The sequence below is a fragment of the Litoribacter ruber genome (genome assembly GCF_018500185.1).
GTDB lineage: Bacteria > Bacteroidota > Bacteroidia > Cytophagales > Cyclobacteriaceae > Litoribacter > Litoribacter ruber.
Genome location: NZ_JAHBGI010000013.1, coordinates 77,308 through 91,011, shown reverse-complemented (window position 1 = coordinate 91,011; position 13,704 = coordinate 77,308). Strand labels below are relative to the sequence as shown.

Below are 13,704 nucleotides of genomic sequence, written 5' to 3'. Positions count from 1 at the left end.
TTGGCCGCGAAGCTGGCGATGCTGAAGGGGAAGTTTAGGTAAAAGATGGCCTTTAACTCTCGGGGAGGGTAGATGCATAGATCACAAGGTAAAATGAGTTTATTTTCACTAATTTTTGTAGTCTTTCTTTCTCTATTATAGGTAGTATTAAATAATAGCTTTTGTCAGGTCAAATTTCATTAATACGTATTCATCTTCATTTTCTTGATTTGGTTGGTTCAAATAAAATATGCCTTCATGCACAAAGCAACTCTCCAAATTATTCCCTTCGGGTATAGTGAAGTTAAGGATAGCGCCCAAGTTCCACTGTTGATCATAAATGAGGATTTGATAGTCAGATTTTAATTTGGATGCTTTTCTGACATCCATTGCCTTAAGATCCTCTTCATTGATCTTTTTGGGTAGTTCTAACACTCTTAGAAAAGTCGAGGTTTTGTTATCGTAAAAAAGTTTGATGTTTTTATGATTTTTGGGGTTAGAGTTCCATTGGGTGTTTCTCCCATTTCTGGTAACCACATCGGGATAATAAATAACTTCATTACCACTGTCCAATTTATGATTTTGAACGATTTTGCAGTCTTCTATTCGATAAACTGAATCTGATAAGGCATACATAAACCAATATTCATCCTGCGCATGATTTCTCGTCCCAAGGGTCAACGTAGCAGAGGGACTGTCATGAAAGGATTCATCATATGGTGAATTAAAATTAGAGACACAGCTAATACCTTTTTCCAAATCAATTTGAAAAACCCAAGCACTAAACTCAGTATCAAAACCTCCATTAGGATCCATGATATCAAAAGGGTTTAATACAACTTGGTATTTACCTGTACTTAGTTTGGTGAGATTCCCTGTCCCTTTGGAAATTTGGGTAAATTTATGTTGGGTGATTTCTGAAAGGTTAATGTGTATATCCCGGTTTAATCTTCCGTTTACATAGCTATGAAATTGACCTATTTGATTAAATGCAACATATTCCGCAGGCGAAATCATGGCTGTACCATTCATAGATCTTTTCATAGCTTCCGGGCCGTCAAATGGAATCTGAAAGGAAAATTTGCGAAGGCCCGTTTCAAAATCAAAAAGCTCATATTTGTTGGTCGTTTCACTGACAAAGTATCTTCCAGAATCAGACTCTACGGTTCCCGTAAACATTAGAATGTTACTGTCAGAAGGCTTATTAATAATGAATTGCCCACTTTCGAAATCAAAGAGGTTAGCAGGTTTAATTGAGGGAGAATTATCGCTGCATGAAAATAATATTAAAAATAAAGCACAAACTAAAAGGCTTCTCATCTTATTAATTTAAAATGGACTATGGAATTAATTAAACTTAGCGTAATTTTTATTCCAATCAAAATAATCTGTTAACAACTTAGTAAAACTAATTTATGCCGCAGCCTGCGTTATCATCTCCTTTTTCCTAATCGCCAAGGCTATCACTACTCCTGCCGAAAAGAACATCAATAGGCTGTAGATGGCAGGGGGGATGGTCATGGCCGTACTTTGCAGCATGGAGGCGGCGATAGTAATGGCCAGGGTGCCGTTTTGGATGCCGGATTCAATGGAAACGGTGATGCGCTGCCTGGAATTCAGGCTGAAGATTCTGGAAGTGAGATACCCCACCAGCAGGGTCATGATATTAAGGCTCAGTGTAACGGGCCCGGCCAGTATGAAATACTCCACCAGGTGTTCTCTTTCCTTGACTATGGCCCCACCAATGATGACCACGAGAAAAACGGCTGACATAAACTTTACCGGTCTGTCGGCCATCCTCGCCCAGGAAAGCGCAAAATTCCGTATTACCATGCCCAAAACAATTGGGATGATGGCGATGATAAGCAATTTTATGATGGTTCCCGCCAAAGGCAAAGTGACCGCTTCTCCTTCCGGCATGAAGTGCAGGATGGAAAAGTTGACGATCAAGGGGATGGTAAACATGGAGACCACCGTGGTGATGGCCGTCAGTGATACCGACAAGGCTATGTCGCCTTTTGCCAGATGCGTACACAGGTTCGAGGTTGGCCCTCCCGGACATGCGGCCAATAACATGACTCCGACCGCAAGCTCAAATTTCAAGGAAAAGAGCAACAGCAGGAGAAATGCCATTAGGGGCAGTAAGAGCAGTTGGTTGAGCAGACCAATAGATATGGGTTTTGGATTACGAAAAATCCTTTTGAAATCAGCTGGCACAAGATTTAGGCCCATACCGAGCATAACCACAGCCAGGGCGAGGGGAAGCAGCAAGTCAGTGACGATGTTTTGTTCCATAAGAATAGTTGGTGATTTATCACTAAAATAAACGATAATAATAAGGAATGTACTTTTAATATCATAATTGTTAGCTTAGCCTTGTTATGAGTTATCTTGTAGATAGTCGACAAAATCTGAGTATATCTCAATTTACCCTCCCCAGAGTGAGGAGGGTAATTCCACAACTTTTTAGTGAATTAGGCTAAATAGACTAACCCGCAGTAATTTTCAAAAACACGTGTTGTTTCATAAAAATGGATATTTATTTACTATAAATATCCGTTCATCAATTTTTCTAAATTTATTAACAAAAGGTGATTTTTAACCTGAAAACAATAATATTTTACCTCAATTGAAATATTTTATTATATATTGAAATATTCATGTTAAAATTGAATTTGTCATAAATAATTTAGTTGAAAGGTGAAACCCTTTTAAAAGTGGTGTCGGGTTTAAGTGCATACACGGATTTTAAAAAGGTTAATTTTTTAAGGCAATAATCTTAATATCAGTGGAAAAGGATTGTATTAGCTTGGTAAAATCATATTTTTTCTTCTCTAGTCTAAATTTCGTACGGTTTTCTGGGAATAGATTTTGGCTTGGGGCTTCTCACCGGAATTGGAAAAATGATGTGAATTCCGGTCAAAGAATAAAATTCCCCAGCAATTAAATTATTTAGAACATGAGTAAATCAAAAAACAAGTTTTCGCTTTTATTGAGTTTAGCTTTCTTAGGTGCAGCATTCTCAGCCTGCGACACCACAGGTCAGGATGAGTTCACAGAAGAAATGGCTGCATTGAGGTCCACCTCGGCCAACATCCTGGTCCAGGAAAATTTTGAAGGAAGCAACCCTTTTGGGCAGGTTCACCGGCAGCTTCCTGCGAGCCATTCTTTCAAGACGGTGCAGGATCCGCGGGATAAGTCAAACAAGGGCGGAAGATTTGAATTGAGATACAAGGATCCCATCGTCAGCGGGGGAAAGAGGGCAGAGGTCCTCTTCCCGGCCCAGGCCAACAGGGACAGGTGGTATTCCTACTCTTTGTATGTTCCTTCAACTGGTTTTAAGAAAGACAGGGACAACGATATTATCTCCCAATGGCACCAAGAGGGGGGAGGAAGCCCAGCCACCACGATCAGAATTCAAAATGACAGGTTTTTGATTAAATCCGGAAACACCAAAGAATCCAGAAAGGATTTTGACCTCGGGGCGCTGCAAAAGGATACCTGGCACCACTTCGTCTTCCACATTGTCCATTCTCCGGGTACCGACGGACTGCTGGAGGTTTGGCAAAACGGCAAAAAAGTACTTACCCACAAAGGAGGCAACATGTATAAACTTCCCTTGCCTAGATGGAAAGTAGGAATCTACAAAGCCTCATGGGCCAACAGGACTACCGATACTGACGTAAGGGTGATCATGTTTGATAACATCAAACTAGGAAGCCAAAAAGCCGTACTTTCAGAAATGGGAGCAAAATAAACGTTAAAATTTAGCAATCAGGGCAGCTCAAGGGCTGCCTTTTTTTTGGCCGGCTGGCAAAACCTATTCTTTTTCAACTTCGTCTTCCAGTTTCAATACCAAGTCTCCGCTTTCCTGTTCGATCAGGAGGGCTTTGTTGCCCTTTTCTCCCTTGCGGGTGATTTTTGAGCCATCTATGGTTTTGCTTACCTCCTCATCATAGGTTTCTTTTACTTTTCCATACCCATATCCATCACCCCATTTCCATTTTACTTTGCTTCCTTCCCTGATCATAGTTAGATTTTTGTTTAAAGTTTGAATTATGCGTTTAAATAAAACCATTTTAATGACTTGACTTTTCGTACTTGATACATGCTGGTAAACCTTCCTAAACTGTTTCTTGTTATTTATGCATTAATAAAATTTGGAGTAACGCGAGAAAGTCTTGACGGAATTCCATTGGCACCAAAGACAATTTCAATCAGATGAAAACATATATTATTGTAACCCTGTTAGCCATTTCGGTGGCCTTTGGCGCGTGTGCGCAGGAATCCAACAGGAAAGAAACCCAGAAAGAAACTATGTCAGAACAAAAAGATGAAAAGCTGATCGTAAAGGATGGAAAAAACAATCCTTTCAATGTATTGAACGATATGGAGGATTACGTAATCCGGAAAAAAGGTACAGAGAGACCCTTTTCGGGAGAGTATGACAACCATTTTGAAGCAGGAACCTACATCTGCCGACAGTGCAATGCACCACTTTACAAGTCAGAGGACAAGTTTGACGGCCACTGCGGCTGGCCTGCCTTTGACGATGAGATAGAAGGTGCGGTGACCAGGAAGACTGACCCAGATGGTAGGAGGGTAGAAATCCTTTGTGCCAACTGTGATGGTCACTTGGGGCACGTATTTGAAGGGGAAAGATTCACCGACAAAAATGTTCGACACTGTGTCAACTCAGTTTCCATGAGCTTTATTCCTGACGGGAAACCGCTTCCTACTAAGGTGGAAAATTAAAGAAATTAACCGCAGAGACGCAGAGGGCACAGAGTTTAATTTAATGTCTATTTTAAGCCGGTACAGCAGGGTGTGCCGGTTTTTTTATTATCCATTTTGCCGATACATAGGCCGCAATTGTCCATCCAATAATCAGGTTGAAACTAACGCCCAAAGCATAGACATTGGGCAAGCCCCACCAGTTCATCAACTGCCCATAGATTGCCGTGACAGCAGCCAGGGAGGCAAAAACAATGATCGCCATCCGTCTGCCAAAAGGCAAGGGCTGGGTCAGGAAAAGCAATATTGATAAATGGAGGGCCACCAAGGCTTGGGTAATGATCTCTTTGACAAAATATCCCGTCATATCATACGTCTCTATTGGCCGGTTGACAATCCAGGAAAATGTATCATCCGTGGTTAGGGTACTGATTTTTCCAGCAAAGAGGGAATCGTAAGCTGAGGTGGTGAGACTTTGGGCCGGCAATTCCAAAACCCGGTCGGATTCAAATTTTTCCTGTCCCGGACTCTGGGTAGCTACATTTTGAGTAGAAGGGACGCCCCACGGGAACATCTGCGTCATTCCGCTCCATAAAAACAAAATTACCGTGATGACCAAAATAGAAAGTAGGATTTTTCTCATAAGGAAAAGTTTGAAATAGTGAATTTAGTAATTATTCCAAAAATTGGAAATTTTCCTACTGTAATTGGCTACATATACTGTTTCTAAGTAACAGCCCTGAAATAGATTTGTGTAAACATGGCTACTTACTTTTGGTAATCATTGGTAAAATTGACTTAAGCAGATTTTATCAATGAAGCTGCTTCCGAATATCCTTCCTCCTTTAACCTGTTTAAAATCAGGAGAATTTTGGACATACTCACAGATACGCCTTTCAATCCTATTGTGCTATAATATTTGCGCTCTTCAGGGAAGCGTTTTATTTTCAGGTATTGCCTGATGTGGCTACATATGTCCTTCAATTGGACATGAAGGTTGATTAAAAGGGAAACCATTTCCGGGTGAAGATCATCAGAGTATTTCATATTTAAAATAGCCCAAACCTCATCCGCCTTTTCATTGAAATAATCATAAGTGTTGTCGGAAAATAGCTCCTCTTGGTGCAGGCTTCTGATTAAATCTTCCTCATTGAGGGCAGCTATCCTGATGAGGAAAACATTGCGCTGGTCCCGTACGGCCTGGATGGCCTGCAATTCGTCCAACTCATGGTCAATGGTGGGTGAAAATCCGAAGACCCTGGTTGAGATCCCGTCTCTCAACCTGTTGACGTTTCTGGATATAAGGTAATTGATTTCCTCCTGTACATTCTTCCATCGCTTGGTTTTGGACCGGACCAATAGGACATCAATGATAAACAGCGTAAAGGCCGCACCAAAAAGCTCGGCAAAGAAATCCATGGTGATGCCGTCCTGAAAATCTCTCAAATACCAAAGGAGAGCCATACTGCAAATAAGGACCAGATAAACAAGGATGGGAATCTGGGACCTTTTTATACGCCGGGATATTTTTTCTTTGAGATTTTTACCGGTTTGGTGGATGTTGAAATTCATCGTTGAAGATTTACTCGAGATCGATTTTGATGGTTTGTGGCTATACTCGGTGTTACTTTTCTTGTAACTCATTTGCTGATTTTTTTTAATAACATTTCGTAATAGGAGCTGCTCACCGGAACCATTTTCTCCCCAATAGAAAGCTGGTGCCTCTCGACGCGGTCAATTTTGGAGCTGTTGACGATAAAGGAGCGGTGGGTCTTGATAAAGCTTGCGGGAACCAAGTCTTCAACCTCCCCGAGGGTCATACGGCTGAGAATTTTTTCGCGGGGCAGGTGGAAGGTGACATAGTTGCCGTTGGCCTCGCAATACTGGAGGTTGTCAAAATCAATCCGGACCTGCTCGTAGCCGGTCTTGATGAAGATGGATCCAGAGCCCGCACCTGCTTTGAAGGCATACAGTTCCTGGGCCTTTTGGCAGGATTTCAAAAAGCGGCTAAGGTGGAAAGGCTTGAGCAGGTAGTCCACCGCGTCTAATTCGAAGCTTTTGACCGCATGCTCGGAATAAGCGGTGGTAAAGATAACCATGGTCTGCTTGGGAAGCAGGGTGGCCAGTTCCATCCCTGAAATATCCGGCATCTTGATATCGAGGAAAATCAGGTTTACGGGATTGTCCTTAAGGAATTCCAGTGCTTGTATGCCATCGGTGAAGGCATGCTGAAGGTCCAGGAAAGGAACCTTGGAAGCATGTGCCTTCACCACTTCCAAGGCCATGGGTTCATCGTCAATAGCTATTGCCGTCAGCATCTTTATCATTTTAACTTGATGCTTAAATGTACAAAAAATTCCATTTCATTTTCCCTGACCACCAGCTCGTGCCGGTCACCGTAAAGAAGTTTAAGCCTTTGCCGGACATTTTCCAGTCCGATGCCCGAAGCCTTGTATTCCGGGTCATCGGCATCCTTTCGGTGAATGCTGTTGTTGACGTCCAGGTGAACGGATCCCTCTAGGCAGCGGAGACTGATCTTTATCCAGGACTTTTTTCGGAAGCTGATGCCGTGTTTGAAAGCATTCTCCACAAATGGCACCAGCAACATTGGCGCAATCATTCCCGAACAAGGAGTCTCTCCGGGTAAAAAGGTGATGTCGATGTTTTCCTGGTCTTTATGCCGGAGCAATTGCAGATCGACGTAGTTGACCAGGTATTCCCTTTCCCGCTCCACGGGAATGGTGTCCTGGTGGTTTTCGTGCAGCATGAACCTCATCATGTCCCCGAGTTTCTGTATGCCTTCGCCGGTCCGTTCTGCGGTTTCCTGAAGTGCTGTTCCGTAAAGTGTGTTAAGGGCATTGAAGAGAAAGTGGGGGTTGATCTGGGAGCGGAGAAAATCAAGATTGGCTGCCCCCTGGTCCACCTGCAGAGAAAGGGTGCTGATCTGGCCCAGAAAATCATCATATTTCCTGAAAAGGAGATTGGACAGGGGCAGTACCACCAACATCATCAATAGGATGCAGATTGCGCCTGCAATCAATGGTTCCAAGGACCTGCCTCCAATGCCTATGACAATAAAAATTATGGCCACCAAGGCAGGTAGTAGCCAGTAATAGGCCCGTGCCTCACCATTTCTTCCTGACTTTTCATATTGGTAGACAAGGAGGAAGTTGTATATAGAAACGGCCAGGATCGCAGGAAGAACGATCATATAAACCACCAGCAAAAGATCCCAATAATACTTCTGCATCTTCAACAGGAAGAGCATAGTGAATAAATATAGGGTAATGAGCCGGATAATATTGTAAAAAGAATAATCCTTGGGAGAATGATCCAGAATGAGCCTTTTAAAGATATAAACCAACAGCAAATAGGAAAGGTAAATAGCCACTGCTGAAAAATAAAAAGGCATGAAAGGATGGTCCCCATAGTTGGCTCCAAAGTAAAAAGGCATGCTCAAAGCTAAGGATACAAAAAACACCAAAAGGGAATAAATGATCAACTTTGATTTTTTCCGGTCCAGTAGATATTGGGGAATGATTTTCATATGAACAAAATAAAACGCCCCATACAATATCAGCGGAAGGAAAATATTGGCGATATAACGGTTCATCCTAAGGTCATTGCCCCGAGTAAGATAATCGATGTTGACGGAGAGGATATTACTTAGAACAATTGCCAGAAAGATGATAGTAATAAACCACCACTCAATCTGTCTGAAGGAAAAAGGTTTTTGTTTCACGAGAGTAATTTTAGAGTAATATTTTTAAAGAATTGCCATTCATTTATAAATTTAATATGCCAATATAATTCCCTGGGTCCCTGAACTGCAGATACTGATACCACTTTTTGGTGGAGGTAAAAGTTGTAAAACAGTCCTATAATCAGGAGCAGGAAGATTTTTCTTTTATATGCGCTGGGCTTCATTATATTTTGAATTTGATAGGACAAGAATATCAAACAGTAAAGAGGCATGCAAAAAAATGTGACGGAAGGCTTGAATTTTGGGATGGAATTATTCGCCTTTTGAGGAATAAAAAAATGAAGGTTTAGCACACCAAGGGCTAAAGTTCTGGAAGAGGTGGAGAATTTAAATTTCCAGGGGAGGGGAATTCAGGGAAGGAGCCTAAAACAATATTTAATTTAGTCAGCCAATTAATCAATCATTTTCAGGTAACCTTCAGGAGTCATAACTCCGATTTTGCTGTGTTTGAAATCTTTTACATTTCGTGTAATAATTACATTTAGTTTCCCGGCCGATTCTGCTGAATAATTTTGCAAAGCATCTTCAAAATCCCTGAAACTGGATCTCAGCGATTGTTGTACCACCTCCTTATTGATAATCAGAACCTCTATAAAAGACATCAGATCCTTAAGTTTATCAATGACCGTCTCATGCTTAGCAGTTTGCCTCAGCAAATAATAAATATTTCTGATGATAACAGGAGTAATATATCCGGTAATTTCCCCTGCTTCACAGAGCGCTAAAATTTTTGCGGCATCATCTGAAAAGGGTTTCCTGTCAAAGAAAAAATCAAGGATAATGTCTGTATCGATTAATACATTTTTCATTCCTTAAGATATTTCTTCTTTAGGCCTCTAGCAAGCTCTTTTTTGTAATCAAAACTTTCAGGTGCTTTAAATGAGCCTTTGAGGGATTTTACCAAAGGCGTTAATTCCGTGATTTTCTCAGTTTTTTCTTCCGTCAAAACTTTCAGGTAATTTTCGATGAGGTCAGATAAACTTCTTCCCTTATTTGAGGCATACCTTTTTGCCTTTTCAATTACATCTTTGTCAAGCGTTAGGGTTAATTTGGTGTTCATAAGTCCTTAATTTAACAGGTTTAATATACGAAATAAAAAAAGAAATACGTGTAAATTTTCCAATATAATTACGTGGCTTTGGGGTTGCCGGGTGCGAAATCTGCGAGAGGAAAAAGCCTCCTTTTCCCCCAAACACATTATCTTGCAGCTTCATTAATTATTTCGACTTATGAACTGGAAAACCGTAAAGGAATACGAAGACATTACCTATAAAAAATGCGACGGGGTGGCTCGAATTGCATTCAACAGACCGGAAGTACGCAATGCCTTCCGACCAAAGACTTTGTTCGAACTTGAAGAGGCGCTGATCGATGCCCGGGAAGACAATACCATTGGAGTCATCCTGCTTTCCGGCGAGGGACCGGCCAAGGACGGCAAGTATGCTTTCTGTTCAGGCGGCGACCAGCGTGTTCGAGGTGCCAAAGGTTACCAAGGTGAGGACGGTGTTCAGCGACTCAACGTTTTGGATATTCAGCGTATTATCCGCTTTATGAGCAAGGTGGTGATCTGTGTAGTACCAGGCTGGGCTGTCGGTGGAGGTCACAGTCTTCACGTGGTCTGTGATATGACACTGGCCAGTAAGGAGCACGCAATCTTCAAGCAGACGGATGCGGATGTGGCTTCTTTTGATGGGGGCTATGGTTCGGCTCTTTTGGCCAGACAAATAGGGCAGAAGCGCGCTAGAGAGATATTCTTCTTGGGTAGAAATTATTCAGCCCAGGAGGCTTTTGAAATGGGTATGGTAAATGCAGTGGTCGAGCATGACAAACTTGAGGAAACCGCCTACGAATGGGCTCAGGAAATCTTGGGTAAAAGCCCTACAGCCATCAGAATGATCAAATTTGCCTTCAACTTGGTAGATGATGGAATGGTAGGTCAGCAGGTCTTCAGTGGAGAGGCCACCCGATTGGCTTACATGACCGAGGAAGCAGAAGAAGGCAGAAAGGCATTCCTGGAAAAGAGAAAGCCGGATTTCAAGCAGTTTCCTTGGTTGTCGCTTTAGAAAAGGGTCACAAAGTGGCACAAGGAAAAAAGAAGTAGCACAAAGATCATAAAGAAATCCCAAAGTGGCATAAAGTAAAATGAAGTCGCACGAATGTGGAGCTACTTTAATTAAATTGGCCAATAGAGGTAATAAATAAGAGTACATTTAAAAAAAGGAGGGGTTCGGGAACGGACTCCTCCTTTTTCGATGAATAATCTATTTCTTATCTCTGCGAGCTTTTCGTCTCTTCGGTTAATTTTATGTCATTTAATGTCACATAAACGTTTATTTTATGAACGTTGACTTGTTGTTTTTATAAACATTCGTAACTTAGTGTCAGTTAAAACAACAACCACTATGGAGACGCACACAGAACAACAGTCGAAAATCAGAATCACAAGCAAGAAGTTGGCTTCGGGAAATCATCAGGTGAAATTTTTCATCGAGGATGAAAAACATCCACAATATGGTTACCTTTTGGTGACCGGATCCAGATCGGTAGGAGAGGTGATAGAAGAGATCAAAAACAGGATTGCTGAAAAGAGAAAAGCTTCCTATGACCTACAGCGTTTTTCTTTCAGCCGCAATTACCAAGATGACCATAATTTTTATCTTTATAGTGCTTAAATTGACTGGCATTTAAATACCCTGACTATATGAATCTTGGAAAGAATATTAGGTTTTTGAGAAAATCCAGCGCCATGACTCAGGAAGAGCTTTCCGAGAGACTGGGAGTTAAAAGGACCATGATCTCAGCGTATGAGGACGGCCGCTCTGAACCTAAACTTCCTTCTTTGCAGAAAGTAGCCTCAATATTCAATGTAAGTCTTGATGATTTGATTGAAAGGGATTTGGAAACTCAGGGGAAAAGGACTTTTCAGTCTGCCGAAACAAGGATCCTTACGGTCACATTGGATAAAAAGGAGGAGGAGACTATCCCCATGATTAGCCAAAAAGCTTCTGCCGGCTATCTCAACGGCTATTCCGATCCGGAATATATGGAGCAATTGCCCCAATTCAATTTGCCAAATCTTCCCCGAAATGCATCCTATAGAGGTTTTGAAATCAGTGGGGACAGCATGCTGCCTATACTGCCCGGCACCGTGATAATAGGTTCTTTTATTGACGATTTCCAGAATGTTAAAAGCGGTAAAACCTATGTCCTGGTTACCGGAACTGAGGGGATTGTATACAAAAGACTTTTTAACTATTTGGAGGAAAAAGGGACGTTGTTGCTGGTGTCTGATAATGAACAATATAAGCCCTACGAGATAGCACCAGAGGATGTGTTGGAGATATGGGAAGCCAAAGCTTTTATCAGCACGGAATTTCCCCACCCCAAAGACAAGAAGGAAAAAGTCACACTTGAAGATCTTTCAGAGATGATTTCGGACCTCAAATCAGAAATAATCCGCCAACGGTAAGTTCCTCCCTTGGTCTTCCCTCAGAAAGCCCAATTAAAGTACCAATTAAAGTATCTGTGCCCTCAGATCCTCCCGATCCGTGATATCCTCGGAACAGTTTCTGGGGTTTATTTTCTTGTGTCGATTTTTTTCTTTGCGAACCTCAGCGTCCATTGCGGTTAATTTTTTTTCAACCCTCCCTCTGTGTTTTCTGATCCTCCCGATCCGCTACCAGTATAAAGCAAAAGGCTGCCCAATGGACAGCCTTTTAGATTGGTATATGAAGAGTTGGTTAATTTTGTTCCAATTCGCCTTCTTCGGCTTTTTGTTTTAGGTCTTCGTTAGCCCAGATGGCCACTTCAACCCTTCTGTTTTTCGCTCTGCCTTCGTCGGTCTCATTATCCGCTACAGGCTTGTCAAAACCATGGCCTGTGGTGGTAATCCTGTCGCTGGCCACGCCTTGCATCTTCAAATAGTTGGCTACAGAACTGGCCCTTCTTTCGGAAAGACCCTGGTTATAAGTTGCCGAACCACGGTTGTCCGTATGGCCTTCTACTTGGATATAGGTATCAGGGTACTCATTTAGGATCCTGGCAAGCTCCTGAACATTTTCCTGTGCGGCAGGAGTGAGGCTGTAGGAATCAAAACCAAACAAAATACCCGATTCAAAAGTCACTTTAATTCCTTCACCCACTCTTTCAACTTCTGCATTCTTGACTTCCTCTTCCAATTGCTTGGCCTGACGGTCCATGTAGCGGCCAATTGCTGCACCGGCTGCACCGCCCACTGCGGCTCCGATCACGGCGCCTCCGGCTGTGCTACCTTTTTTGCTGCCTATCACGCCACCCAGAACACCTCCGGCACCGGCACCGGCTGCGGCACCTTTACCGGTGCTGCTCCAGTTGGCACAGCTGAATAAAAAAACAGCCCCCAGGGCTATGGCACATAATGATTTTAAACTACGCATATAATTTTTTAGGGTTGGTTCAGCTTTCTAAATCCGCTTTTGATTTTGGAAACCGCATCAAAAGAATCATCTAGGTTAAATATGCCTTTGCCAAATTCATGCCAGAAGCCATCCCCTAAATTGATATAGTGGCCTCGTTTGGTCGGTTTGGCCTCTTTTGCCAGTTCATAATCGTAATCAGGCAAATACACAAAACCAAGCATATGTTTGGTAGCCTCAAAGTCTGCTTCTTTCTTTTGTCCGTTGATTTCCAGGTCAACCTTGCGGGTGGCAAACTTCATTTTCAGGTCATAAAACAGCTCACCTTCCTCTTTGGTGTTTACATAATATTGAAGATTCAGTGGCAATTCCCTATTACTGATTTCATATACAGCCTGAATGAAATCTTGGGCCATATGCTGCCAATCCTCATTGTTTGCTGGTATGCCGCGGGCTATTTTTCCATGAAGGTCTTTGGCTAAGATTTTTATCCCGCCTTCGTCTCCCAAGTACTTTTTATTGGACCAGCGGGTGCTGGCGTAAAGCTCTTTTAGGGGCTCTTCCCAAACTTTTGGCAGCTCTCCCTTGTATTGAAAGTCATCGTTCATCGTGAAGCCCTCGTCAAGGATCTCTTCCTCGGTGAGCCCCTCGCGATGGGTATAGGTGATTTCAAGTTGTGTATTGACGAAGCCTTTTTCAAAACCTACTCTGATTTTAAAAGTATGGCTAAAAGGCGGCGGCACTGAACCGGAGTCAAATTCAATCTCCAGTCTGGTGATATCTTCTTTCTTTAAATGCATGTTACAAAATTATATATTTCTATTAAATTAATCT

At 42.2% G+C, this 13,704-nt stretch carries 16 protein-coding genes; 5 read left to right on the top strand and 11 right to left on the bottom strand.

Features of this window, described 5'->3' with window-relative positions; translation table 11 throughout:
- Nucleotides 1-147: 147 nt before the first annotated feature.
- Nucleotides 148-1,299, bottom strand: coding sequence for a hypothetical protein (locus KIH41_RS15830; protein WP_213945597.1), 1,152 nt, complete (start codon nucleotides 1,297-1,299; stop codon nucleotides 148-150).
- A 93-nt stretch (nucleotides 1,300-1,392) separates the two neighbouring features.
- Nucleotides 1,393-2,310 (bottom strand): bile acid:sodium symporter family protein, encoded by a 918-nt coding sequence (locus KIH41_RS15825; RefSeq protein WP_214162996.1) that lies wholly within the window; start codon nucleotides 2,308-2,310, stop codon nucleotides 1,393-1,395.
- Between the two features lie 628 nt (nucleotides 2,311-2,938).
- Here KIH41_RS15825 and KIH41_RS15820 point away from each other — a divergent pair.
- Nucleotides 2,939-3,736 (top strand): polysaccharide lyase, encoded by a 798-nt coding sequence (locus KIH41_RS15820; protein ID WP_214162990.1) that lies wholly within the window; start codon nucleotides 2,939-2,941, stop codon nucleotides 3,734-3,736.
- Between the two features lie 63 nt (nucleotides 3,737-3,799).
- Here KIH41_RS15820 and KIH41_RS15815 read toward each other — a convergent pair whose 3' ends face one another.
- Entirely contained in the window at nucleotides 3,800-4,009 is a 210-nt protein-coding gene (locus KIH41_RS15815; RefSeq protein ID WP_213945595.1) for a hypervirulence associated TUDOR domain-containing protein, read from the bottom strand.
- Between the two features lie 191 nt (nucleotides 4,010-4,200).
- On the opposite strand from KIH41_RS15815, the gene KIH41_RS15810 reads away from it, so the two are divergent.
- Nucleotides 4,201-4,734, top strand: coding sequence for a methionine-R-sulfoxide reductase (locus tag KIH41_RS15810; protein WP_246539178.1), 534 nt, complete (start codon nucleotides 4,201-4,203; stop codon nucleotides 4,732-4,734).
- 52 nt (nucleotides 4,735-4,786) lie between these two features.
- On the opposite strand, the gene KIH41_RS15805 is transcribed toward KIH41_RS15810, so the two are convergent.
- The 6 genes from KIH41_RS15805 to KIH41_RS15780 form a co-directional block, all read right to left on the bottom strand.
- Nucleotides 4,787-5,356 (bottom strand): hypothetical protein, encoded by a 570-nt coding sequence (locus KIH41_RS15805; RefSeq protein WP_214162989.1) that lies wholly within the window; start codon nucleotides 5,354-5,356, stop codon nucleotides 4,787-4,789.
- Nucleotides 5,357-5,511: 155 nt separating this feature from the next.
- A complete protein-coding gene (locus tag KIH41_RS15800; protein WP_214162988.1) occupies nucleotides 5,512-6,357 on the bottom strand; it encodes a hypothetical protein in 846 nt (281 codons plus the stop codon).
- A complete protein-coding gene (locus KIH41_RS15795; protein ID WP_213945592.1) occupies nucleotides 6,354-7,031 on the bottom strand; it encodes a LytR/AlgR family response regulator transcription factor in 678 nt (225 codons plus the stop codon). The genes KIH41_RS15800 and KIH41_RS15795 overlap by 4 nt, the downstream gene beginning before the upstream one ends.
- A gap of 5 nt (nucleotides 7,032-7,036) precedes the next feature.
- Nucleotides 7,037-8,455 carry a sensor histidine kinase gene (locus KIH41_RS15790; protein WP_214162987.1) on the bottom strand — a complete coding sequence of 473 codons (1,419 nt, stop codon included), beginning with the start codon at nucleotides 8,453-8,455 and terminating at the stop codon, nucleotides 7,037-7,039.
- Nucleotides 8,456-8,868: 413 nt separating this feature from the next.
- Nucleotides 8,869-9,285, bottom strand: coding sequence for a PIN domain-containing protein (locus tag KIH41_RS15785; RefSeq protein ID WP_214162986.1), 417 nt, complete (start codon nucleotides 9,283-9,285; stop codon nucleotides 8,869-8,871).
- Nucleotides 9,282-9,536, bottom strand: coding sequence for a DUF6364 family protein (locus KIH41_RS15780; protein WP_213945590.1), 255 nt, complete (start codon nucleotides 9,534-9,536; stop codon nucleotides 9,282-9,284). Before KIH41_RS15780 ends, KIH41_RS15785 begins: the two co-directional genes overlap by 4 nt.
- A gap of 169 nt (nucleotides 9,537-9,705) precedes the next feature.
- On the opposite strand from KIH41_RS15780, the gene KIH41_RS15775 reads away from it, so the two are divergent.
- The 3 genes from KIH41_RS15775 (at nucleotide 9,706) to KIH41_RS15765 (ending at nucleotide 11,945) form a co-directional block, all read left to right on the top strand.
- Nucleotides 9,706-10,539, top strand: a complete 834-nt coding sequence (locus KIH41_RS15775) for a 1,4-dihydroxy-2-naphthoyl-CoA synthase (protein WP_213945589.1) — start codon at nucleotides 9,706-9,708, stop codon at nucleotides 10,537-10,539.
- A gap of 339 nt (nucleotides 10,540-10,878) precedes the next feature.
- Nucleotides 10,879-11,148: a hypothetical protein gene (locus KIH41_RS15770; protein ID WP_213945588.1), complete on the top strand. Its 270-nt coding sequence runs from the start codon at nucleotides 10,879-10,881 to the stop codon at nucleotides 11,146-11,148.
- Nucleotides 11,149-11,177: 29 nt separating this feature from the next.
- Nucleotides 11,178-11,945: an XRE family transcriptional regulator gene (locus KIH41_RS15765; RefSeq protein ID WP_213945587.1), complete on the top strand. Its 768-nt coding sequence runs from the start codon at nucleotides 11,178-11,180 to the stop codon at nucleotides 11,943-11,945.
- Nucleotides 11,946-12,216: 271 nt separating this feature from the next.
- On the opposite strand, the gene KIH41_RS15760 is transcribed toward KIH41_RS15765, so the two are convergent.
- Complete coding sequence (locus KIH41_RS15760; protein WP_213945586.1) at nucleotides 12,217-12,891, bottom strand: OmpA family protein; 675 nt, start codon at nucleotides 12,889-12,891, stop codon at nucleotides 12,217-12,219.
- 8 nt (nucleotides 12,892-12,899) lie between these two features.
- Nucleotides 12,900-13,670: a hypothetical protein gene (locus KIH41_RS15755; RefSeq protein WP_214162985.1), complete on the bottom strand. Its 771-nt coding sequence runs from the start codon at nucleotides 13,668-13,670 to the stop codon at nucleotides 12,900-12,902.
- Nucleotides 13,671-13,704: the final 34 nt, after the last annotated feature.